The sequence below is a fragment of the Streptomyces pristinaespiralis genome (assembly GCF_001278075.1).
Classification (GTDB): domain Bacteria; phylum Actinomycetota; class Actinomycetes; order Streptomycetales; family Streptomycetaceae; genus Streptomyces; species Streptomyces pristinaespiralis.
Window position 1 is genome coordinate 1,154,998 of record NZ_CP011340.1, and the last position, 21,357, is coordinate 1,176,354.

A 21,357-nucleotide genomic window follows, 5' to 3' on the forward strand; every position below is an offset into this window, starting at 1 on the left:
GCATCTACTCCTTGATGGTGGGGTCGTCACGCTGGGGGTCCGACTGACCGGGCAGCGGCGCCGCCCGTTCCGGCTGGTTCTCCGCGAGGCCGATGCCCCGCTGGAAAGCCGCCATCAGACCCGGGTCGTGCAGGGCCTCTTCGTCGTCCCTGCGTGGCGCGGGGGCGTCCCGCAACTGCGGGACGAGGTGCTCCTGGACGCGGCGCTTGGGCAGCTGGGGGCGGCCCATCGTGCCGCGGACCACCGGTCGTGCGGGCGGCGCCGCCGCATCGGGGCCCGGTCCGGCGAGCGGGTCGGGCAGGGCCGTGTGGTGGCCGTTGCCGAACCGGCCGGCCCCCGGCATGGGCCGTTCGCCGTGCTCGCCGCGCACGGGCAGGGGCGCGTCGGCCCTGACGGCGGAGACCGGCTCCCGCTGTGCCGGCAGCATCCCGGCCTGCGCGGAGCGGTCCGGCTGCGGCAGCGACGGGGACGACACGGCCGCGGCACCGGGCCCGTGCATGTGCGGCGCGGGCGTCTGCCCGGCCGCCGTCCCGTGCTCGGCCGCGCCGTCGCGGTCGGCGCCGAGCAGGCTCTGCGGCAGCACCAGTACGGCTTGGACGCCGCCGTAGATGTTCGTCTGGAGCCGCACGGCGATGCCATGACGCCGGGCCAGCGCGGACACGACGAACAGGCCGATCCTGCCGTCCTGGAGCAGATTGGCGACGTTGACCTGGTCGGGGTCGGCGAGCAGCGCGTTCATCTTGTCCTGCTCCTGGGGCGGCATGCCGAGCCCCCGGTCCTCGACCTCCACGGCGAGCCCGGCGGTGACGTGCTGCACGCGCAGCAGGACCTGGGTGTGCGGCGCGGAGAACAGCGTGGCGTTCTCCACCAGTTCGGCCAGCAGATGGATCACGTCGGCGACCGCGTGGCCGCGCAGTGTGCCGTCGATGGGCGGCACCAGCTTGACCCTGGGGTACTGCTCCACCTCGGCGATCGCCGACCTGAGCACCTCTGTCATGGTGACCGGGTTGGACCACTGCCGACGGGAGATGGCGCCGCCGAGGACGGCGAGGTTCTCCGCGTGCCGGCGGATGCGGGTGGCCAGATGGTCGACGTGGAAGAGGCCCTTGAGCAGCTCCGGGTCCTCTACCTCGTTCTCCAGCTCGTCGAGCAGCTGGATCTCGCGGTGCACCAGGGACTGCAGCCGGCGGGCCAGATTGACGAAGACCTCGACCTTCTGTTCGTTGCCCACGCTGCTGGAGAGCCGGGACGCCTGCACCACGGCCGCCAGCGCGGCATCGTGCGAACGCCCCAGTTCGTGGGCGAGCAGGTCGAACTCGTCCCCGCCGGAGGGTCCTTGCTCCGGCGTACGGCGGGGCGGCGGGCCCTCGCCGCGCCGGAGTCTGTCGACGACGGTGCGCAGTTCCTCCTGGGCCCGGGCGGTGGTGCGGCGCAGCTCGGCACACCGGTCGAGCACGGACTTCGCCGCCCGGTCGGCGCCGCGCGCGGCGACGGCCACCGACGCCACGGCGAGTGCGGCCATTGCGGACAGCGCGACCCACAGGCCGGCGGACGGATCGGGAGTGGTGGCACGCAGCGTCATGACCACCGCGGTCGCTCCGCTGAGCGCGGCGACCACGGTCGGCAGGACGGCCGTGCGCAGTAGTTGGGGTCGTATGCGGGCTTCCGGCGGCGCGCCCGCGGTCCTGCCGGAAGGCGTCCCGCCGGAGGACGCCCGGCCCGCGGACGACAGTGAGCGAGCGCCTGGCCGGCCGTGCCGCCCGCCCTCACGGCGGTCGGACCGCGCGGCTGGTGCGCGTAGTTGAGACATCAGCGTCCTCGGTACGTGGGGCCCCAGGGATCGGCGTACTTCGATTGATCGGCATGACTCCACGGCGGAACCAGGGCACGCGAACGAGAGCCCACCGTCGATCACTGGCAACACACGGTAGTCGCCGGGGGTCGGGGTGGGCCGGGCTGTTGCGAAAGTTGCCCGCTATGGGTCCTGCTCTGGTATGAGGGGTCGCACGACAGACCGAATGGGGGCGCTGCGCGGGGCGCTTTCCCCTACCCGCCCCTTCCCGTAACCGGGCTCCGCCCGGACCCTGCACCGCGCTCCGCGCGGTGTTCCGGGGGCTCCGCCCCCGGGCCCCCGCGCCTCAAACGCCGGCGAGGCTGAAGGTGCCGGGCAACTCCAACCCGCCCGGCGTTTCAAGGTGCCGGGCAACTCCAGCCCGCCCGGCGTTTGAGGGCACCGCGCGAAGCGCGGTACGCCGCCCGCAGGGCGGCACGCGGTCCGGGGGCGGAGCCCCCCGGTTACGGGCAGGGGCGGGGTGGGGACAAGCCCGCCGCAGGCGCCACGCACCCGCACCCCCGCACCCGTCAACCCGTCGGCGCCGTCTCCGGCGAGCCCGATTCCGGCGCCGCGTCACGCGCCGGCTTCGCCACCGTCGCCTCAGCCGTCGCCGTGAGCGCCGACCAGCCTTCCGCCGGCACGGTGGCCACACCGCGCCACCACGGCACGGACGGCACCGTCTCGGCCGTGGGCTCGAACGGCTCCCCCGGCCGGGGGAGCGCGATCCGCGCTCCCGCCTTCGCCGCGGCCGCGACCGTGCCCTCGCCGGGCTCCGCCCACGCGTGCGGCGCCAGATTGAACGTGGCCCAGTGGATCGGCAGCATCACACCGGCCGGCTTGCCGCCCTGAAGGTCGAGGTGGGCGCGCATGCCCTCCTCCGGGGTCATGTGGATGTCGGGCCAGTACTCGGAGTACGCGCCGATCTGGATCATCGTCGCGTCGAACGGACCGTGCTCGGCGCCGATGTCCCGGAAGCCGGTGAAGTAACCGGTGTCGCCGCTGTGGTAGATCCGGTGTTCGGGGCCGGCGACGACCCAGGAGGCCCACAGGGTGTGCTGCTGGTTGCGCAGTCCGCGGCCGCAGAAGTGGCGGGCCGGGGTCGCGGTCAGCCGGAGGCCGCCGATCTCCGTGGTCTCGTTCCAGTCCAGCTCGCGCAGGCGGTCCGGGGACACGCCCCACCGTTCGAGGTGGGCGCCGACGCCGAGCGGCACGGCGAAGAGGGTGTCGGTGGAGGCCAGGGCACGGATCGTGGGCAGATCGAGATGGTCGTAGTGGTCGTGGGAGATCACGACGACGTCGACGCTGCCGAGGGCGGCCAGCGGCGCGGGCACCGGGTGCAGGCGCTTGGGCCCCGCGAAGCTGAACGGGGAGCACCGCTCTCCCCAGACCGGGTCGAAGAGCACCCGGCGGCCGTCGATCTCGGCGAGCACGCTGGAATGCCCCATCCAGGTGAGCCGGAGCCCGGAGGCGGCGGGCCTGGTGAGGTCCGTGAGGGTGGTGGTGTGCAGCGGCACCGGGCGGACCGGGACGCGGCGTGTCCTCGCCTCCTTGGCGAAGTACGTCCTGGCGAACTCCACCATGGAACCGCTGGACGGTCTCGTACGCGTTCCTTCGGGGTTCTGGAAGACGCCGTCGGCGAAGTTCGGCGAGCTGCGGATGCGCGCCAGGCGCTCGCCGGCCGGGTCGGCCCCGAAAGCGGCGGGCCTCAGTGAGCGCAGCCGGGACCTCAGCGAGTGGGGGGAACCAGCGCCGGACACGGCACCTCCTGATGCTCGGGGTCATTCCATTATGTGTGTTTCAAGGCGGAAAGGAGCGGTCTGTGAGGCCGCCCGGACCCGGTCGGCGACCAAGCACTCCGCCCTGACCAGCCAACGCCCGCCCGGGTGCCGGTGTTCCTGAACGGCGCCGGTGTGGCCGGACAGGGCCCATGGTCCATGTCACATTTCCGGGTGTGCGCTCCGTCGTGGTGGTGACAGAACACGGCTTCCCCCATGAGGAGCACGTCATGGCCCGCATTTCCCTCGACCCGCGCCGCTCACTCTTCCTGCGCGCGGCCCAGTGGTACTCGAAGCGCGCGTACGGCAAGGTTCTCGACCCGGTCCGCGCGCTGGGGCACAACCCCAGGACGCTCCGGGCCTATCTGCGCTTCGAGATGGCGGTCGGCAGATGGAACAAGCTGGACGCGGATCTCAAGGCGCTCGCGGTGATGGCCTCCGCCGCCTCGATCGGCTGCAGTTGGTGCATGGACTTCGGGCACTGGGAGAACAGGCAGCGCGGGATGGACGCCCGCAAGGTGCGCGAGGTGCCCCTGTGGCGGGAGAGTGACGCGTACACCGTCCTGGAGCGTGACGTCATGGAGTTCGCGGAGGCCATGACGGCCAACCCGCCGGAGATCGACGACGATCTCGCCGCGCGGCTGGTCGCCGCACTGGGCGAGGCGGCGTTCGTGGAGCTCACGGCGATCGTGGCGGTGGAGAACCTGCGGTCCCGGATGAACACCGCCCTCGGGCTGACCAGCCAGGGCTTCAAGGACCACTGCGAGATCCCCGCACGGGAACAGGCGGCGGCCCCGGCCGCCGCCGGAGAGGTCTCCGCCGGCTGACGCACGGGCGGCCGCGTCGCCGAAACGGCCTGAGGCAGGTCCTGTACAGGGCTGGACTTCATCCAAGATCGGCTGTGTACTGTGACGCCGTGGCCAGAGTTCGGTTGAGCGTGGCGGAGAGGCGCGAGGAGCTCCTCGGCGCCGCCGTCGAGCAGATTGAGGCGCGGGGCGTTGCGGCCGTACGGATCGCCGACGTCGCAGACGCCCTGGGGGTGAGCAGCGCCCTGGTGCTCTACCACTTCTCCACCAAGGAGAAGCTGGTGGCGGCCGCCTTCACGCACGCCGCCGACGCGGATCTGGCCCATCTCCGCAGGCTCCTCGGGCGGCGTACCACCGCGCTGCGGCGGCTGCGCGCCGCGGTGCGCTGGTACGCCCCGACCGGGCAGGCCAAGGGCTGGCGACTGTGGATCGACGCCTGGGCGGCCTCGCTGCGGGAACCGGCTCTGCGGGACGTGTCCCGTGCGCTGGACCAGCAGTGGAAGTCCGCCCTGACGGAGGTCATCGCCGAGGGCGCGGCCGCCGGCGAGTTCCCCTGCGAGGACCCGGCGGCTGCGGCCTGGCGGCTGACGGCGTTCCTCGACGGGCTGGCCGTCCAGATGACGTCGTACGCGGGCTCGCTGTCCAGGGCCGCCATGCTCCAGTGGACCGACGAGGCCCTCGCCCGTGAGCTCGGCATCGACCACGCCGAGCTGACGGCCACGGCCCGCTGAGGCTGTTCCCGCCCGGGACGGTGACGGCGGTGGTGGCGTCATGCCGCGTGGCGCCTCAGGTCTGCACCGCCGGTTCGTAGACGTCGGCGTGCATCCCGAACGTCCAGGCGACGCCCTCCCTCGCCGTGCGCGTCGTGGGCGGCACCCGCAGCCAGTACGTCCGGTGCGAGCCGTCGGGCTCCGGCGTGGAGTTGACCACCTCGACCATCACCACGTCCTCGTCGTCGGCGAGCGCGATCCGCCACAGGATGCCGGTCTCGTCGCGGTGCACGGGCTGGGCGCCGGACTCCGCGAGATAGCGGTCGTAGCCGTAGTACTCGAGCATCACGCGGCGCAGCTCCGCGTTCTCCTCGTCGCGTATCCGTTCCGGGGTCAGGGCGGTGAGTTCACGGAGGAACTCGGCGGGCACGGGCATGCCGCGCCATGCGTAGAGGGCGAAGCCGTCCGGGAAGACGAGGGCGGGGCCGTCGCCGTTGTCGAGCCGGCCGGCCTCGTCGCGGTGCAGGCGCAAGGGCCGTTCGCAGATGACGACGGCCTTCTCGAAGGGCCACCACCAGCCGGCGTGCTCGGCGACCCGGGCCAGTCCCGTCAGCCGGTCGCTGCGTCCGTCGAAGGCGGCGAGCCACGCGGCGTCGTGCTGTCCGAGGACCGCGTCGAGAAGGACGCCCCGGATCCTCGACTCCTCCCCGGCACGGCCCGCCGCGTCATCCGGTGCCTTCTCGAGCAGCGCGTCCACGACGCCGGTGCGTATGCGCTCGGCCAGGGCGCGGGTGCCGTCCCACAGCAGCGCACCCGTGCCGGTCCACAGGGCGGTCCAGCCCCCGGGGCCCAACTCGTCGTGGACACGGCGGCGTTCGTCCGCCCAGGGGCGGGTGCGCACGTCGTCGCGGACGGAGCGCCCCGGGGCCTCCAACGCCCGTACGGCGTTCACGCCCGCGAGGGGCGAGTCCGCCCAGATGATCCGGTCGGGCGCCGGGAGCCCCGCCGCACCGTAGGCGAGCCGCACGCCCTCCTCCGCGGCGGCCCGGTCCGCCGGTCCTGTCGCCGCCGCGATCGCCCGCCACTTGTCCGCATACCGCATGTGAAATCCCGTCCCCTGTTGTCGTTCTGTCCGTCGTGCCCCGCCGCCGTGCCGCCCGCCGCGGCTCAGTCGGCGACGATCCGCACCGCTCCCGGCAGGTACTCCCGCTGGCGCACGACCCGGTACCACCCCTTCGGCAGCGGTATCGCGGCGTGCTCCTCGTGCACCACCCGTCCGCCTTCCGGCAGGTGAAGGAGCATCGGGCCGAACGGCCCCGGCTCGCGCACCAGTCGGCCGGGCCCCGTCACCGCGTGGGCGTGGCCCGTGACCTCGCCGAGGGCGAGCACCATCCGGCCTCGAGCGTCCCGTGGCTCCCCCGGCGCGTCGGTGACGTGCGGCGGCACGGCGTGCTCCGCGACGGACACGATCAGGACGTCCCCCTGCCGGTACATGGCTCTCCCCTTCCCGCCGGACGCCCGCTGCGTCCGACCTGTTCCCGACGTTAAGGGGAGGGTCTGACAACGGCGTCCGGCGTCGCCGCGGCGGCCCGGCCGCCCCGCGGGCGGGGCTGTCAGTGGCCCTTGGTAGAACTGCTCACACGTCAGCCGATCAAGCCTCACCGGTGTCTGGAGCCCGTCATGACCATCTCGGACCATCTGCAGGAGTGGTACGGCCTGCCCGCGTTCGACTTCCCCGACACCGAGGCCGAGGCCGCGTCCGGGACCACGCTGCCCGCGCCGGAGGGCGTGGCCTGGCGGATCTCCGTCGACTCCTACGACAGCGAGGAGGAGTGGGAGGAGGCGTTCGCCCGCTTCGTCGCGACGGTGGACACCACGCGGGTACGTGCGCTGATCGTCGGCTCGTGGAGCGAGGCCTACGAATCCGGTCCCGGGGAGGTCATCTCGGCGCTGCTCGGAGCGAAGGAGAAACTGCCGCGGCTGCGCGGGCTGTTCGTCGGCGACATCACGTTCGAGCAGTGCGAGATCTCCTGGATCAACCAGGGCGAGGTGACCCGACTGCTCGACGGCTTCCCGGAGCTCGAGCACTTCGGTGTGCGCGGCGGCCAGGACCTGGTGTTCCCGGCGGTGAAGCACGAGCGGCTGGAGACCCTGGTCGTGGAGAGCGGCGGTCTGGACGTGGCCGTGGTCCGCGGTATCGCGGCGAGCGACCTGCCGGCGCTGGAGAATCTCGATCTCTGGCTCGGCACGTCGTGGTACGGGGCGAACGCGGACGTGTCGGACCTGGAGCCGTTCCTGTCGGGGACCCGGCTGCCGAGGCTGCGGTATCTGGCGCTGCGCAACAGCGAGATACAGGACGAGATCGCGGTGGCGCTCGCGGGCGCCCCGGTCGTGGCCCGCCTGGAGACGCTGGACCTGTCGATGGGCACCCTGGGCGACGACGGCGCGGAGGCGCTGCTGAACGGCCAGCCGCTGACGCACCTCAAGAAGCTCGATCTGCACCACCACTTCATGAGCGAGGCGATGGTGCAGCGCCTGTCCGACGCCCTGGTGCCGGCCGGGGTGGAGCTCGACGTCTCCGAGTCGGAGGGCAACGGTTCCGGCGACAGGGAAGACCGATACACGGCCGTCGCCGAGTGACCGGCTCCCCCCTCCGCCCGTCCGGTCCTCCGCTCGCGCTCGTCGGCAATCCGGCCAACCGCCGTGTCACCCTCTTCCAGGCCGCGCTGCGTGCCGCCGGAGAGCCCGCCGCGCGGGTGGTGCCCTGGCTCGACGTACTGCGCGGCCGGGCGGAGTTCCGGCCGGGCGAGCTGGTGCGGATCGACTCTCCGGGCGAGGACCGGGAGGTGGAGCGGGCGCTGCGCGGCGTGGCCGATCCGACCCGCGTGGAGGGTTCGGCGCTGTGGTACGAGCGGTTCACCGCCGCCGTACGCGACATCGCGGTCCGGGCGGAGGCGGGCGGAGCTCGTCTGCTCGACGATCCGGCGGAGCTCGCCGTGCTGTTCGACAAGCGGCTGTGCCATGCGGCTCTGCTCGCGGCGGACGTGGCGGTGCCCCGGTCGCCGACCTCGGGAGCGGCCGCGCCCCCGGTGCGCGGCTGGGACGATGTGCGCTCGCTGCTGGCGGCGACCGGCCTGCGGCGGGTGTTCGTCAAACCGGCGCACGGCTCGTCCGCGTCGGGGGTGATGGCCCTGGAGACGGCGGGCGGCGGGCGGGTGCAGGCCACCACATCGGTCGAGCGGGACGCGGAGGGGCGGCTGTTCAACTCCCTGCGGGTGCGGCGCTACGGCTCCGAGCGTGAGGTCGCCGCGCTGGTCGACGCGCTCGCGCCGGACGGCCTGCACATCGAGCGCTGGGTGCCGAAGGCCTCGCAGCGCGGCCGGGTCGCCGATCTGCGGGTGGTGGTGGTCGCCGGCCGCGCCACCCACGCGGTGGTGCGGACGAGCCGCTCCCCCATGACCAATCTCCATCTGGGCGGCCTGCGCGGCGATCTCGCCGAAGCCCGTGCCGCGATGGAGGCCGCGGGCGCCGGTTGGGAGGAGGCCCTGGCGGTCTGTGAGCGGGCCGCGGCGTGCTTCCGGGGTGTCTCCCGCGTCGGGGTCGATCTGCTGCCGTCGACCGGCTGGCGGCGTTTCGCCGTCGGGGAGGTCAACGCCTTCGGGGATCTGCTGCCGGGACTCACCGGGCTGCCCGGCAGCGGCGCGGAGGGCCAGGACACTTATGCGGCGCAGGTCGCCGCCGTACTACGCGGGACGAGGAACCACCGAAGTGCAACACCGTGACATCACCGCCGGCCAGGGCCGCGAGGCCACCGCGGCCGGCACGCCCGACATGAACGAGGTCGTGGGCCGGGACGACCTGCTGCTCGTCACGCTCGACACCCTGCGTTTCGACGTCGCCGCCGAACTGGCTGCCGCGGGCCGGCTCCCGAACCTGGCCCGTCATCTCCCCGGTGGCGTCTGGGAGAAGCGGCACGCGCCGGGCAGTTTCACGTACGCCTCCCATCAGGCGATGTTCGCCGGGTTCCTGCCCACGCCGGCCGAACAGGGCCCTCACCCGAGGCTGTTCGCCGCCCGTTTCGCCGGCAGTGAGACCACCGCCGGACGGACCTTCGTCTTCGACACGCCCGACCTTGTCTCCGCCCTGGCGGGGGCCGGCTACCGCACGGTGTGCATCGGCGGCGTCGGGTTCTTCAACAAGCAGGGCCCGCTCGGGTCCGTGCTGCCGGGGATGTTCCAGGAGAGCCACTGGGAGCCGTCCTTCTCCGTCGCCTCTCCCTCGTCCTTCGAGGCGCAGGTGGAACGGGCGGAGCAGGTCGTGGCATCCCTGCCGCGCGAGCGCAGGCTGTTCCTGTTCGTCAACGTGCCCTCGCTGCACCAGCCCAACTGGTTCCACCTGCCGGGAGCGACCCGGGCCGACGGTGACTCCCGGGAGACGCACGCCGCGGCGCTCGAGTACGTGGACCGTCACATCGGGCGTCTGTTCGCCGCCGCGAGCAGCCGCCGCCGGTGCTTCGCGATCGTCTGCTCCGACCACGGCACGGCGTACGGCGACGGCGGTTTCACCGGCCATCGCCTCGGCCACGAGGCCGTCTGGACCGTCCCCTATGCCCACTTCTTCCTCGAGGCCTCCGCATGAGCACCCCCGCATCGACCCCCGCTCCCGCCGGCGCCGGCACTCCGCGCCCGTACCAGAGCTACGTCTACGCCTATCCCCACAAGACGGCCTACCGCCCCCTCGAGGACCGGCCGGCGCTGAGCGCACTGTGGGCGCGGGAGCCGAAGGACGCCCTCTCGCTGTATCTGCATGTGCCGTTCTGCGAAGTCCGGTGCGGTTTCTGCAACCTGTTCACCAGGATCGGCGCACCTGACGAGCTGACCGGGCGTTACCTGGACGCCCTGGACCGTCAGGCGGTCGCCGTGCGCGAGGCTCTAGGGGACGGCGCTCCGGTGCGGTTCGCGGCGGCCGCGTTCGGGGGCGGCACTCCGACGTTCCTGACGGCCGGGGAGCTGGAGCGGCTCTGCGACATCGCGGAGAAGCGGATGGGCGCCGACCTGAGCGCGGTGCCTCTGTCGGTGGAGACGTCGCCCGCCACGGCGACGGCGGACCGGCTGGCCGTGCTCGCCGACCGCGGCACGACCAGGGTGAGCATCGGCGTGCAGAGTTTCATCGACGAGGAGGCACGGGCCGCGGTGCGGCCGCAGCGCCGTGCCGATGTGGAGGCCGCCCTGGGCCGGATACGGGAGGCCGGCATCCCCGTCCTGAACATCGACCTGATCTACGGCATCGACGGCCAGACCGAGCGGACGTGGCTCTCGTCGCTCGACGCCGCCCTGGCCTGGGAACCGGAGGAGCTGTACCTCTACCCGCTGTACGTGCGCCCGCTGACCGGTCTGGGGCGGCTGGGCGCGGCGGGCGACGCCGCCTGGGACGAGCAGCGGCTGCGTCTGTACCGCGCGGGCCGCGACCACCTCCTCGCCCACGGGTACGAGCAGGTGTCCATGCGGATGTTCCGCCGCGCGGGGGCGCCCTCGTCGGCCTCCGACGACCACGCCTGCCAGACGGACGGCATGATCGGGCTGGGCTGCGGCGCCCGCTCCTACACCTCTTCCCTCCACTACTCCTTCGACTACGCCGTCGACATGGGCCAGATACGCCGCATCATCGACGACTTCACGACGGCGGAGGACTTCTCCCGGGCGGAGGTGGGCCGACGGGTCGACGAGGACGAGGCCCGTCGCCGGCACCTTCTCCAGTCGCTGCTGCAGGCGGAGGGGATGGACGTGGCCGGCTACCGCGAACGGTTCGGCGCGGTCCCCGCCGACCACTTCGCCGCGGAGCTGGAGCGTTTCGGCGCCCGTGGCTGGCTCGACACGGCCGCCGCGCCCGGGCTGCTGAGGCTGTCCGCCGAAGGGCTCGCCCATTCGGACGCCGTGGGCCCCGAGCTGTTCTCGCCCGCGGTCCGTGCGGCCATGGCCTCGTACGAGCTGAAGTGAGCGGGTCCATGGATCTGACCGTGCTGTACCGGGGCCCGTTGTCGTCCTGCGACTACGACTGTCCCTACTGCCCGTTCGCGAAGCGCCGCGACAGCCGGGAGCAGCTGCGCGCGGACCGCGCGGCGCTGGAGCGCTTCGCGGGGTGGGCCGCGGCGCAGACCGGCGACCGGCTGTCGGTCCTGTTCACGCCGTGGGGAGAGGGGTTGGTCCGCTCCTGGTACCGCCGGACCCTGACGGAGTTGTCGCACCTGCCGCACATCCGCCGGGTCGCGATCCAGACGAACCTGAGCTGCCGGACCGACTGGCTGGCGGAGGCGTCCACGGAGACCCTCGCCCTGTGGTGCACCTACCATCCCGGCCAGACTCCTTATGACCGGTTCCTCGGCAAGTGCCTGGATCTGGTTCGCCGGGAGATCCGTTTCAGCGTGGGCGTCGTCGGCTTCCCTGAGCATCTGGAGGAGGCGCGCCGGCTCCGCGCCGATCTGCCCGGCCACGTCTATCTGTGGGTGAACGCACCCGAGGGACACGAGCTCTCCGACGCGGAGGCGGACGCCTGGACGGAGCTGGACCCGCTCTTCCCCTACAGCCGCCACCCGCACCGTTCCGCCGGGCTGCCGTGCCGCACGGGCGAGAGCGTCGTCTCCGTGGACGGCGACGGGACGGTGCGCCGCTGCCACTTCGTCCGCGCGGAGCTCGGCAACCTCTACGACGGCTCGTACCGCAGCGCGCTGCGCCCCCGTGCCTGCCCGCTCGCGGTGTGCGACTGCCACATCGGGTACGTCCACCTGGAGACGCTGCCGCTGTACGACGTCTTCGCCGGCGGTGTCCTCGAACGGATCCCGGCGCCTGTGGGGGGCTCGTCGGAACGGCCGCCCGGAAGCCCGCGCTGAGGCTCCGGCCGGCCGGTGGCCGAGAGGGGGCCGCGCTTCCCGTTCCTCCCGTTGGCAGCGGCTGCCCCGTCGGCTCCCTTTTGTTCCGCGTCCCGCTCAGTGGGCGACGACGGAGGCGGAGAGGAGCGTCGAGGTTTCCCGGCACCTCGCCGTACTGCGCCGCGCGGGTCTGCCCACGGCCCGGCGGCACGGTCGATACGGCCGTTACGCCCTCAATTCGCCCGATCTTGCGGCATTCGGCGCCGACCTGCCGGCGGCCGCAGCGTGCCGAGTTCCTTCGCGGTCCACCGGCCGGGCCCCTGAGCGGAGACACCGGGCACTGCCGGGATCAGGTCGGCGGTCCGGTGTCGACCCGGGCCGGGGCGCCGCCCTCAGAGCGGCAGCAGGTCCGGGCGCTTGGCCTCCACGTGGTCGCCGGAGCTCTCGCCGCGGAGCCGCCGCCCGATCCAGGGCACCAGATACTCGCGTGCCCACTGGATGTCGTCCCGCCGCACCTCGAGCGTCCCCCGCGGAGGCAGCGGCGGCCACGGCTGGTCGGGGTCGGCGGGCACCCCGATCCCGAGCACCTGGGCGGCACGCAGCGCGACCCGGGTGTGGCCCTCGGGCGACAGGTGGAGCCGATCGGCGTCCCAAGCACGCCGGTCCTGGACGGACTTGAGCGACCACAGGTCCAGCACGGGGCAGTCGTAGCGGTCGGCGATGGCCCGTACGTGGGCGGTGTAGGTGGCGATCTTGCCGCGCAGATGCCTCAGGACCGGTACGTCCCGGGTGTCGAAGCCGGTGGTCACCATGACGGTGCCGACGGAGCCGGCGAGGTCGGCCACCGCGCGTTCGAAGCGCTCGGCGACGTCGTCGGGGTCGGAGCCGGGCCGGATGATGTCGTTGCCGCCGGCGCAGAAGGTCACCAGGTCGGGGGCGAGTTGACGCGCCCTCGGCACCTGCTCCTCGACGATCTGGTCGAGGAGGCGGCCGCGTACGGCGAGGTTGGCGTACCGGAAGGAGTGCTCCGGCATCCGGTCGGCGAGCAGCACGGCGAACCGGTCCGCCCATCCGACGAATCTCCCGTCGGGCCCCGGGTCCCCCACGCCCTCGGTGAAGCTGTCACCGATCGCCGCGTACGACCCGAATACGCCACTGTTCTCTGTTCTCGAATCGTCTGCCACGGGAGCACATCCTTCCTCCATGGATGTGACCTACGCGACCGTAAGGAGGGGTTGACGCGGCGTGATCTTTACCACCGTCACATTTCGGCCGGACAGGAATACGCGGAAGCCCCCGCTCCGCGTATGCGGAGCAGGGGCTCACCGGCAGACGGCGTACGGCCGGCCGGACGGCTCAGAGGGAGACGCCGTGCTCGCGCAGGTAGGCCAGCGGGTCGATGTCCGAACCGTAGGAGGGGCCGGTGCGGACCTCGAAGTGCAGGTGCGGACCGGAGGAGTTGCCGGTCGAACCGGACAGACCTATCTGCTGGCCACCGGTCACGGACTGGCCGCTGGAGACGGCGAGCGAGGAGAGGTGGGCGTACTGGGAGTAGGTGCCGTCCGTGTGCTGGATGACGACCTCGTTGCCGTAGGCGCCGCCCCAGCCGGCGGAGACGACGGTGCCGGCGCCGATGGCCTTGACGGAGCTGCCGGAGGGGGCGGCGAAGTCGACACCGGTGTGGTAACCGCTGGACCACATGGCACCGGAGGCCCGGTACGGAGTGGTGACGCCCGCGTCCACGGGGGCGGTGAAGCCGGAACCGGACGACGTGGTCGCGGTCTCCTTCGCGGGGGCCTTGGCCTGCGGAGCCTCGGCCTCGGGCGCGGCGGACCGCGAGTCGTCGCGCGACGGGCGGGCCTGCGACTCGGAGCGGGGCTCCGGGTCGTTCTTCGCCTTGGACTTGGCGCCGATCGTCAGCTCCAGACCCGGGTGGATCAGCGACGGGTCGGCACCGATGGCACGCCGGTTGTCGTTGAAGAGCTGCTTCCAGCCTCCGCGGACGTCCTGCTCGTCGGCGATCTTGGACAGATAGTCCCCGGCGACGACCGTGTACGTCTTCGGGGCCTTCTTGGCGGCCGGGGCGGGCGCGGAGGCGGGGGCCGCGGCGGCGGCCTTCTCCGCCGTGGCCGGGGCCGCGGCCGGAGCGGCGTTGGCCGCGGTGGCGCCGAACAGCGGGAGCGCGATGGCGGCGCCACCCGTACCGGCGACGACGAAGCCGCGGGTGATCGGGTTGGTCTTGGGACGGCGGTGCTTACCCTTCGCGGGCATGGCGCATTCCTCTCCGGCGCCTACGAGGTGAGCTGTCGGGTTCGGGCTGGAGATGCCCGGTCGCACACGTGGTGCGACTTCACCCCAAGCCGCCCGGATTGTCCGGATGCGGCGTACTACCTGGGTCCCCCGCTCCTGCCACGCGTGGATAGGTTCGAATTCCGGGCGGCGGCAGGATTAGGCGGTCCGTCCGGATTGAGCGTGACCGTAGGCGAGTCGGGCGGCGCGGGACAAGCCGCGACTTTCCACGATCAATGACCGCCGCCCCCACCTCACCGTTTCCCGGTCACCCTCCGTCGATAGGAGGCGGCCAATTACCTTGCCGACAACGGAATTCGCATCAGCGCCGCGGCCACACAACGTCACCGGTATGACGCTGCTCACGAGCCGGAACCCATCTCCCCTTCTTACGGGGCACGTTATGCGCAAACGTCTAATTCGGACAGAAGGATCATATAGTGATCTAGTCCCGCACTTGCTCATCAAATCCCGCCACCCTTGCCCCACTTCGCCACCCGACGACGAAGGCCAGTGACCCCGGTCACTTCGGGCACCCGGCGCGAGCCCTCTTCCCGCCGCCTCACCAGCGCCTCCCGGGCTCCGCCGCTTCACGGGCCGCCGGCCACCTGGCTCCTGCGGCAATTCCCCTGCTTCTTTACGCGTGAGGGGAATTGACGCCGGTGGATCACATCCGCCGGAGCCGGATCACAGCGGCGTCGAAATCACCCTCGAGTCCGGTGTGAATTCCGTGGTGCAGCAGCACCCCGCCCTGGTGGACCGCTCCGGTGTCCGCACACACATAGGCCGCCGTCGCCTCGACACCCCGCAGCCGGAGCGCCGGCGGCCGCTCGCCGTAGCGCTGGGCCTGGAGCAGGGCGAGCACCACCGTCTCGTCACCCCGTACGTACTGCACGGCGCTGAGGCCGCCCTCCGGGGCCCGCAGCCGGTACAGCTCGCCGTGCTGCACCAGCAGCCTGATCTCCTTGTACAGCCCAACCCAGTCGCGCGCCTCGGAAAGCTCGGCCTCGCTCCAGGCGGAGAGGTCTCCCCCGACGCCCAGCACCCCGGCCATGGCGCTCACGAACCGGAAGCGCAGACTGCTGCGGCGACCGTTGAGCTGGACGTTGGGGCTGTCGGTGACCCATGCCGCCATGACCCGGGCCGGGTGCAGCTGGCTGAAGCCGTACTGGACGGCGAGCCGGTCCAAAGGGTCCGTATTGTCCGATGTCCACACCTGGTCGGTGCGGGTGAGGACCCCCAGATCGATCCTGCCGCCCCCGCCGGAGCAGGACTCGAAGGCGACTGTGGGATGCGCCGCCCGCAGCCGGTCCAGCAGGCCGTAGAAGCCTTCGACATGTTCCGTCCACAGCCTCTGCGGGTACGGCTCCCCCGGCCAGCCCGCATCGGTGAAGCAGCGGTTGAAGTCCCACTTCACGTAGTCGACGGGCGCGCCGGAGAGCAGCGTGTCCAGCTGCTCCCACAGGTACGCCCGTACGTCCTCGCGCGCGAGGTTGAGCACCAGCTGGTTGCGGAAGCGGGTCCTCGTCCGCCCAGGACGGTGCTGGACCCAGTCGGGATGCGCCCGGTAGAGGTCGCTGTCCTCGTTGACCATCTCCGGCTCCACCCAGATGCCGAACTGCATGCCGAGCGCGTGCACTTCGGCGGCCAGCGGCCCCAGCCCTTCGGGGAAGCGGTCCGGGTTGGGCGTCCAGTCGCCGAGCCCGGACCGGTCGCCGGTGCGCCGCCCGAACCAGCCGTCGTCCACGACGAACAGTTCGACCCCCATCCCGGCGGCCCGCCGGGCGAGCGCCGACTGCTGGGGCTGCGAGATGTCGAAGCCGGTGGCCTCCCACGAGTTGTAGAGCACCGGCCGTACCCGGCCGGCGTCGGGAATCACATGGGCCAGCTGCCAGGCGTGCCACGCCCTGCTCGCCCCGCCGAAGCCGCCGTCGCTCCAGAGCCCGGCGAAGACGGGCGAGGTGTACGTCGCGCCCGGCCCGAGCCGCAGCAGCCCGGAATCGTCGTGTCCCGCTCCTCCGGTGATCTGTACGGCCCCGTCAGGCAGCCGCTGCACGCAGATCCGCCACGATCCGGACCAGCCGAGGGCGCAGCCGTACACCTCGCCGTGCTCCTCGGTGGCGCCGTCCGCGTCGAGGGCCACCCACGGCAGGTGCTGGTGGCCGGTGTGTCCGCGCCGGCTGCCGATGGTCGTCTCCCCGTACGGAAGCTCGCCGCGCGCGAGGCGGGACTCGGCGGCCCAGCGGCCGTGCAGCTGGGAGAGCCGCCAGCCCTCCCGCAGCGGCAGCGTCCAGGCGGCGGCGTCGGCCCGGAGCAGTTCGAGGTCCGGGCCTTCGCCCTCGTGGGCGACGGTGACCCAGCGCTCGATCACGTCGCCGTCGCCGCGCATGCGGTAGTGAAGGACCAGGCCCAGCCCCACCAGCTCGTCACGGAAGCGCAGCCTCAGCTCGTCGTCCTCTGCGGTCCAGCCGGCGAAGGCCCATTCCGTGCCGCGGACGCTGTCCGTCCTGACCGACAGCGCCGGGCGTACGAAGCGCGGGCCGCCTTCGACGGGGTACTCCTCGCGGCCGTCGAGCGGGGCTTCGAAGGGGCGGTAGGGCGGCGGGTCCGCGGCCGCGAGGGCCTGTGCTGCGGCGGCCGGGATACGCGCGCCCCAGTGGAGGTGCACCACCTCGTCCGCGTCGGTGAGGTGGAGCACGTAGCTGCTCGTGGGGCCGGAGAGGACCCAGGTACGCCCTTTGCCAACGTTCTCGATCATCTGACCCCTCGGATACTCACAGGTCCGCACAGGCCCGCACATCATCCGCCGGGCCGGGCCCGGTGGCAACGGCGCACCGGGGTCGCCAACCGCCGTGCCTGAAGGCCAGGATGATTGGCCGATGAACGTGTGTCGTATGGTCGAGGCCGCGCCATCGCCCGGCGAACAGCGCCGGCGACTGTCCTCCGAAGGAGTCCCCGTGACGCAGCAGCTGCCGCAGGTCCCCTCTACAGAACCCGAGCTGACCGGGGTCCGTAACTTCCGGGACGTGGGCGGTCTGCCGACGACGGACGGGCGGACGGTGCGGCCCGGCAGGCTCTTCCGCAGCGGCCACCTGGCGCACGCGACGGCGTCCGACGCCGCGTTCCTGTCGGCTCTGGGCCTCCACACGATCTTCGACTTCCGCAACGCCGCGGACCAGCGGCTCGAGGGACCGGACATCGACCTGCCCGGCGTCCGCAACGTGAACCTGCCGCTGAGCGATCCGGCGGACGGGGCGGAGTTCTGGAAGATGGTCCGGGACGGGAATCTGGACGAGCTGAAGTCGATCCTCGCGGACGGCAAGGGCGCCGGACGGATGATCGCCTCGTACCGGATGATCATCAAGGAGCGGACGGCGGAGCACAGCCGGGTGCTCCACGCCCTGGCGGAGGACAGCGTCCCCGCCCTGATGCACTGCGCCGCGGGCAAGGACCGCGCCGGTCTGTCGATAGCGGTGTCGCTGCTCGCCGTCGGTGTGGAGCGGGACGCCATCGAGGCGGACTACCTCAAGTCCAACGACCCGCACCGCCGTTACAAGGTCCGGCGCAGCGGCAACGGTCCGGACGCGATGTCGCCCGAGGTGATGGAGCTGCTCAGCCCGCTCTTCGACGCCCGTGCCGAGTACCTGGCCGCGGCCTTCGAGGCGATCGAGGAGAACTGGGGCACGACCGAGCGCTATCTCACCGAGGGCCTGCGGCTGTCCCCGGCGACGCGTGAGCGTCTTCGGGAACGGCTGCTCGAGGGCTGAGCCGCCCGCTACTGGTTCTGGCCGCCGACCAGGAACAGCAGGTAGAGGAACCCGGCGATGACATGGCCGGCGATGAGGTAGGCGAAGAGCCGGATCACCAGTCCGCGCGGGAACCGCTCCTCACGCGGGCTCTCGTCGCCGGCTGTGCGCCTGTCCAACGGGTCGTACGACATGCGGATCACATTCCTCGGCGGTCGGGGACGGGGTGCAGTTCGGGGGCCTGCAGCAGGGTGTGCACGAAGAGGATCTCCGCCCCTTCGGGAGTGGCCGCCGCGATGCGGTGCGGGGTGAGCGAGTCGAAGTGCGCGCTGTCACCGGCCGCCAGCTCGTGGACGGCGTCCCCGAGGCCGAGACGCAGCCGCCCGCTCACGACGTGGAGCCACTCCTCGCCGGGGTGCACGCGTACGAGGTCGCCCTGCACGCCGTGCGGCACGAACACCCGCAGGGCCTGCATGGCCCTTCCCGGGTTGCCGGCCCGGTGGTAGTCCCAGCCGGCCGCCGCCATGGGCTCGCGGTCGCGGCCACGGATGACCGGATCGCGTTCTGCGGGCTGTTCGCCGAGCAGTTCCGCGACCGTCGTACCGTAGATGCGGGCGAGGGCGAGGAGCATCGGCAGCGAAGGCTGCCGCTGTCCCGTCTCGAGCCGGGAGAGATGGGCGGGCGAGAGTCCCGCCCGCCGGGCGGCGACCTCGAGGGTGAGTCCACGACGGCGGCGCAGGTCGCGCAGCCGGGGTGCCATCTCGGGCAGTCCCTCGTCCGTCGGCTCGGATGAGCTGGTCATGCCCCCATTGGGCCAGAGTATTGTCCGTGAGGCAAATTCCTTTGCCTCACGGACAAAAACGTCTGGTCAGCGGTTGGCGACCGCCTGCTTCATCAGGGTCTTGCCGAAGTCCCACATCAGGCCGCCCCCGCCGTGGGCGTCCTCCATCACGGCTTCGAACGCGCCGACGAAACGGTCGACCTCCTTCTCTCCGATGATCAGCGGCGGGATCAGCTTGATCACTTCCATGCGGTCCCCGGAGACCTGGGTGAGGATCCGGTGCCGCTGCAGCAGCGGCACCACCACCATCTGCGCGAACAGCCCCTTCCGGGCCGCCTGCAGCACGGTCCAGCGGCTGCGCAGTTTGATCGACTCCGGTCGCCCGAACTCGATGCCGATCATCAGCCCGCGACCGCGCACCGCGTGGAGCAGCTCGTACCGGTCGACGAGCGACGCCAGCCGGGCCCGCAACAGCTCGCCCGTCACCCGCGCGTTCTTCACGATGTGCTCGTTCTCCAGCACCGACAGCACGGCCAGCCCCGCCGCCATCGCCTGGGCGTTGGAGCCGAAGCTCGCGGAGTGCACCAGGACCCGGTCCATCGACGAGTAGACCTTCTTGAAGATCCAGTCCCTGCCGAGGGTGGCGCCGACGGGCACATAGCCTCCCGACAGCGCCTTGGCCACGCAGACGAGGTCGGGCTCGACGCCCGCCTCGTACTGGAAGGCGTAGAAGTCGCCGGTGCGCCCGAGGCCCGTCTGCACCTCGTCCGCGATCAGCAGCGCCTTGTACTTGTGCAGCAGTTCCTGGGCCCCCCGGAGAAATCCTGGCGGTGTCGGGTGGACGCCCTTTCCCTGGACCGGTTCGACGATGAACGCGGCCACGTCGCCGCGCACCAGCTCGCGCTCGAGAGCGCCCAGGTCACCCATCGCGATCGCGGTGTCCGGCAGCAGCGGGGAGAAACCGTCACGGAACCCGTCCTCGCCGTTGACCGACAGCGCTCCGGTCGTCAGCCCGTGGAAGGCGTGCGTGCAGTACAGGACCCTGGGCCGGCCCGTCACGTACCGGGCGAACTTCAGCGCCGCCTCGACGGCCTCCGCCCCGCTGTTGCCGAAGTACACCCGGTCCAGGTGCGGGGTGTGCTCGAGCAGCTTCTCCGCGAGCAGCCCGGGAAGCGGCTGGCAGTCGAAGCGGACGAGGTCGGGGAGCGAGGCGTCGATCACGTCGTGGAGCGCCTTGTTCACGACGGGGTGGTGCCGGCCGAGACCCATCACCCCGAAACCCGCGAGCATGTCGAGGTAGTCGTTGCCCTCGGTGTCGTAGAAGTAGGCCCCCTCCGCCCGGTCGTAGACCTTGTCGAACCCGATGGTGCGCAGCATGCGCGGCAGTTGGTGGTTCAAGTACCGGGCGTGCAGCTCGTAGCGCTCCCCACCGCGCCGCGCCAGCAGTTCCGCCAGATCGAAGCTCTTGGGCTGCTCGGTCATTCCTCGGCTCTCCTGGTCCAGAGTGTCGGTCGGTCACATGTCCGTCACCGGGTCCCGGAGACCGTCTCGCGGGCGGCCCGGAGCGATTCCTTGAGCGATCCCATGGTGGCCAGGACGGCGGTGGGCTCGTAGCCGCAGTGGGCCATGCAGTTGGCGCAGCGCGGGTCCTTGCCGCGGCCGTACTTGTCCCAGTCGGTGTCCTCGACGAGTTCGCGGTAGGTGGGGACGTAGCCGTCGCTCATCAGGTAGCAGGGGCGCTGCCAGCCGAAGAGGGAGTAGTTGGGGATCGCCCACGCGGTGCAGGGGAAGTCGGCCTTCCCCTCGAGGAAGTCCAGGAAGAGCGGGGAGTGGTTGAGCCTCCAACGTCGCCGGTTGCCGCCGGAGAAGGCCTTCCGGAAGAGTTCCCTGGTCTGCTCGACGCCGAGGAAGTGCTCCTGGTCGGGTGCCTTCTCGTAGGCGTACGCGGGCGAGATCATCATCTCGTCGACCTTGAGGTCGTCGTTGAGGTAGTTCAGGACCTCGATGACCGTCTGGGGGGTGTCGGTGTTGAAGAAGGTCGAGTTGGTGGTGACCCGGAAACCGCGGCGCTTGGCTTCCTTGATCGCCGCGACCGCTTCGTCGAACACTCCCTCCTTGGCGACCGATTCGTCGTGGCGCTCCCTCAGTCCGTCGATGTGCACGGCGAAGGCGAAGTACGGGGAGGGGGTGAACTTCTCGATCTTCTTGCGCAGCAGCACGGCGTTGGTGCACAGGAACACGTATTTCCGGCGGGCGACCAACTGACGCACGATCTCGTCGATCTGAGGGTGCATCAACGGTTCGCCGCCGGCGATGGAGACCATCGGCGCTCCGGACTCCAGCACCGCGCCGACCGCCTGCGCCACCGGCATCCGCTGCTTGAGCACCCCGGCGGGGTGCTGGATCTTCCCGCAGCCCTCGCATGCGAGGTTGCACGCGTAGAGCGGCTCGAGTTCGACGATCAGAGGGAACTTGTCGCGCTTGCGGAGCTTCTGTTCGAAGAGATAGGTCCCGACCCTGACGGTCTGGCGGAGCGGCATGGCCATCTGGC

General features: G+C 71.7%; 19 protein-coding genes and 1 riboswitch. Of the genes, 8 read left to right on the top strand and 11 right to left on the bottom strand.

Annotated elements, in window-relative coordinates; translation table 11 throughout:
* Positions 1 to 4 precede the first annotated feature (4 nt).
* Both SPRI_RS04675 and SPRI_RS04680 read right to left on the bottom strand, forming a co-directional pair.
* Positions 5 to 1,810, bottom strand: coding sequence for a sensor histidine kinase (locus tag SPRI_RS04675; RefSeq protein ID WP_053556704.1), 1,806 nt, complete (start codon positions 1,808 to 1,810; stop codon positions 5 to 7).
* 551 nt (positions 1,811 to 2,361) lie between these two features.
* Positions 2,362 to 3,591: an MBL fold metallo-hydrolase gene (locus SPRI_RS04680; RefSeq protein ID WP_005308846.1), complete on the bottom strand. Its 1,230-nt coding sequence runs from the start codon at positions 3,589 to 3,591 to the stop codon at positions 2,362 to 2,364.
* Between the two features lie 248 nt (positions 3,592 to 3,839).
* Between SPRI_RS04680 and SPRI_RS04685 the strand changes: the two genes are divergently transcribed.
* Both SPRI_RS04685 and SPRI_RS04690 read left to right on the top strand, forming a co-directional pair.
* The gene (locus SPRI_RS04685; protein ID WP_037773161.1) at positions 3,840 to 4,436 is read left to right on the top strand and encodes a carboxymuconolactone decarboxylase family protein; all 597 of its coding nucleotides are present in this window, start codon (positions 3,840 to 3,842) and stop codon (positions 4,434 to 4,436) included.
* Positions 4,437 to 4,525: 89 nt separating this feature from the next.
* Positions 4,526 to 5,146, top strand: coding sequence for a TetR family transcriptional regulator C-terminal domain-containing protein (locus SPRI_RS04690; protein ID WP_078535465.1), 621 nt, complete (start codon positions 4,526 to 4,528; stop codon positions 5,144 to 5,146).
* A 55-nt stretch (positions 5,147 to 5,201) separates the two neighbouring features.
* On the opposite strand, the gene SPRI_RS04695 is transcribed toward SPRI_RS04690, so the two are convergent.
* Complete coding sequence (locus SPRI_RS04695) at positions 5,202 to 6,227, bottom strand: DUF6745 domain-containing protein (protein ID WP_005308852.1); 1,026 nt, start codon at positions 6,225 to 6,227, stop codon at positions 5,202 to 5,204.
* 65 nt (positions 6,228 to 6,292) lie between these two features.
* Positions 6,293 to 6,619, bottom strand: a complete 327-nt coding sequence (locus SPRI_RS04700) for a hypothetical protein (RefSeq protein ID WP_005308854.1) — start codon at positions 6,617 to 6,619, stop codon at positions 6,293 to 6,295.
* Positions 6,620 to 6,805: 186 nt separating this feature from the next.
* Between SPRI_RS04700 and SPRI_RS04705 the strand changes: the two genes are divergently transcribed.
* From SPRI_RS04705 to SPRI_RS04725, 5 genes are read left to right on the top strand one after another with little or no spacing between them, the layout of a single operon-like run.
* Entirely contained in the window at positions 6,806 to 7,765 is a 960-nt protein-coding gene (locus SPRI_RS04705) for an STM4015 family protein (RefSeq protein ID WP_005308856.1), read from the top strand.
* Positions 7,762 to 8,907, top strand: coding sequence for an STM4014 family protein (locus SPRI_RS04710; protein ID WP_053556705.1), 1,146 nt, complete (start codon positions 7,762 to 7,764; stop codon positions 8,905 to 8,907). The genes SPRI_RS04705 and SPRI_RS04710 overlap by 4 nt, the downstream gene beginning before the upstream one ends.
* A gap of 49 nt (positions 8,908 to 8,956) precedes the next feature.
* On the top strand, positions 8,957 to 9,763 hold the full coding sequence (locus tag SPRI_RS04715; protein WP_037775904.1) for an STM4013/SEN3800 family hydrolase: 807 nt from the start codon (positions 8,957 to 8,959) through the stop codon (positions 9,761 to 9,763).
* On the top strand, positions 9,760 to 11,121 hold the full coding sequence (locus SPRI_RS04720; RefSeq protein ID WP_005308860.1) for an STM4012 family radical SAM protein: 1,362 nt from the start codon (positions 9,760 to 9,762) through the stop codon (positions 11,119 to 11,121). The genes SPRI_RS04715 and SPRI_RS04720 overlap by 4 nt, the downstream gene beginning before the upstream one ends.
* Positions 11,122 to 11,129: 8 nt before the next feature.
* Entirely contained in the window at positions 11,130 to 12,011 is an 882-nt protein-coding gene (locus SPRI_RS04725) for an STM4011 family radical SAM protein (RefSeq protein WP_037773165.1), read from the top strand.
* 371 nt (positions 12,012 to 12,382) lie between these two features.
* Here SPRI_RS04725 and SPRI_RS04730 read toward each other — a convergent pair whose 3' ends face one another.
* The 3 genes from SPRI_RS04730 to SPRI_RS04740 all read right to left on the bottom strand — a co-directional run bounded on the left by SPRI_RS04730 (position 12,383) and on the right by SPRI_RS04740 (position 17,037).
* Positions 12,383 to 13,174 (bottom strand): SGNH/GDSL hydrolase family protein, encoded by a 792-nt coding sequence (locus SPRI_RS04730; RefSeq protein ID WP_037773167.1) that lies wholly within the window; start codon positions 13,172 to 13,174, stop codon positions 12,383 to 12,385.
* A 172-nt stretch (positions 13,175 to 13,346) separates the two neighbouring features.
* Complete coding sequence (locus SPRI_RS04735) at positions 13,347 to 14,261, bottom strand: M23 family metallopeptidase (protein WP_005308866.1); 915 nt, start codon at positions 14,259 to 14,261, stop codon at positions 13,347 to 13,349.
* Between the two features lie 2 nt (positions 14,262 to 14,263).
* A riboswitch (cyclic di-AMP (ydaO/yuaA leader) is annotated at positions 14,264 to 14,439 on the bottom strand.
* A 507-nt stretch (positions 14,440 to 14,946) separates the two neighbouring features.
* Positions 14,947 to 17,037 carry an alpha-galactosidase gene (locus SPRI_RS04740; RefSeq protein ID WP_053556706.1) on the bottom strand — a complete coding sequence of 697 codons (2,091 nt, stop codon included), beginning with the start codon at positions 17,035 to 17,037 and terminating at the stop codon, positions 14,947 to 14,949.
* 199 nt (positions 17,038 to 17,236) lie between these two features.
* On the opposite strand from SPRI_RS04740, the gene SPRI_RS04745 reads away from it, so the two are divergent.
* On the top strand, positions 17,237 to 18,046 hold the full coding sequence (locus tag SPRI_RS04745; RefSeq protein WP_037773171.1) for a tyrosine-protein phosphatase: 810 nt from the start codon (positions 17,237 to 17,239) through the stop codon (positions 18,044 to 18,046).
* An 8-nt stretch (positions 18,047 to 18,054) separates the two neighbouring features.
* Here the strand turns inward: SPRI_RS04745 and SPRI_RS38750 are convergent, their stop codons facing one another.
* From SPRI_RS38750 to hpnH, 4 genes are all read right to left on the bottom strand, one after another.
* On the bottom strand, positions 18,055 to 18,219 hold the full coding sequence (locus SPRI_RS38750; protein ID WP_182327884.1) for a DUF6126 family protein: 165 nt from the start codon (positions 18,217 to 18,219) through the stop codon (positions 18,055 to 18,057).
* Positions 18,220 to 18,224: 5 nt separating this feature from the next.
* Positions 18,225 to 18,827, bottom strand: a complete 603-nt coding sequence (locus SPRI_RS04750) for an XRE family transcriptional regulator (protein WP_005308876.1) — start codon at positions 18,825 to 18,827, stop codon at positions 18,225 to 18,227.
* A 66-nt stretch (positions 18,828 to 18,893) separates the two neighbouring features.
* Positions 18,894 to 20,288: an aspartate aminotransferase family protein gene (locus tag SPRI_RS04755; RefSeq protein WP_005308878.1), complete on the bottom strand. Its 1,395-nt coding sequence runs from the start codon at positions 20,286 to 20,288 to the stop codon at positions 18,894 to 18,896.
* 44 nt (positions 20,289 to 20,332) lie between these two features.
* Complete coding sequence (hpnH, locus tag SPRI_RS04760) at positions 20,333 to 21,352, bottom strand: adenosyl-hopene transferase HpnH (protein WP_005308881.1); 1,020 nt, start codon at positions 21,350 to 21,352, stop codon at positions 20,333 to 20,335.
* Between the last annotated feature and the right edge of the window lie 5 nt (positions 21,353 to 21,357).

Excerpts from the sequence above, each read along its gene's own strand:
- SPRI_RS04675 (WP_053556704.1), bottom strand. The coding sequence starts at position 1,810 with ATGTCTCAACTACGCGCACCAGCCGCGCGGTCCGACCGCCGTGAGGGC.
- SPRI_RS04685 (WP_037773161.1), top strand. The coding sequence starts at position 3,840 with ATGGCCCGCATTTCCCTCGACCCGCGCCGCTCACTCTTCCTGCGCGCG.
- SPRI_RS04695 (WP_005308852.1), bottom strand. The coding sequence starts at position 6,227 with ATGCGGTATGCGGACAAGTGGCGGGCGATCGCGGCGGCGACAGGACCG.
- SPRI_RS04700 (WP_005308854.1), bottom strand. The coding sequence starts at position 6,619 with ATGTACCGGCAGGGGGACGTCCTGATCGTGTCCGTCGCGGAGCACGCC.
- SPRI_RS04705 (WP_005308856.1), top strand. The coding sequence starts at position 6,806 with ATGACCATCTCGGACCATCTGCAGGAGTGGTACGGCCTGCCCGCGTTC.
- SPRI_RS04715 (WP_037775904.1), top strand. The coding sequence starts at position 8,957 with ATGAACGAGGTCGTGGGCCGGGACGACCTGCTGCTCGTCACGCTCGAC.
- SPRI_RS04720 (WP_005308860.1), top strand. The coding sequence starts at position 9,760 with ATGAGCACCCCCGCATCGACCCCCGCTCCCGCCGGCGCCGGCACTCCG.
- SPRI_RS04725 (WP_037773165.1), top strand. The coding sequence starts at position 11,130 with ATGGATCTGACCGTGCTGTACCGGGGCCCGTTGTCGTCCTGCGACTAC.
- SPRI_RS04735 (WP_005308866.1), bottom strand. The coding sequence starts at position 14,261 with ATGCCCGCGAAGGGTAAGCACCGCCGTCCCAAGACCAACCCGATCACC.
- SPRI_RS04740 (WP_053556706.1), bottom strand. The coding sequence starts at position 17,037 with ATGATCGAGAACGTTGGCAAAGGGCGTACCTGGGTCCTCTCCGGCCCC.
- SPRI_RS38750 (WP_182327884.1), bottom strand. The coding sequence starts at position 18,219 with ATGTCGTACGACCCGTTGGACAGGCGCACAGCCGGCGACGAGAGCCCG.
- SPRI_RS04750 (WP_005308876.1), bottom strand. The coding sequence starts at position 18,827 with ATGACCAGCTCATCCGAGCCGACGGACGAGGGACTGCCCGAGATGGCA.
- SPRI_RS04755 (WP_005308878.1), bottom strand. The coding sequence starts at position 20,288 with ATGACCGAGCAGCCCAAGAGCTTCGATCTGGCGGAACTGCTGGCGCGG.
- hpnH (WP_005308881.1), bottom strand. The coding sequence starts at position 21,352 with ATGGCCATGCCGCTCCGCCAGACCGTCAGGGTCGGGACCTATCTCTTC.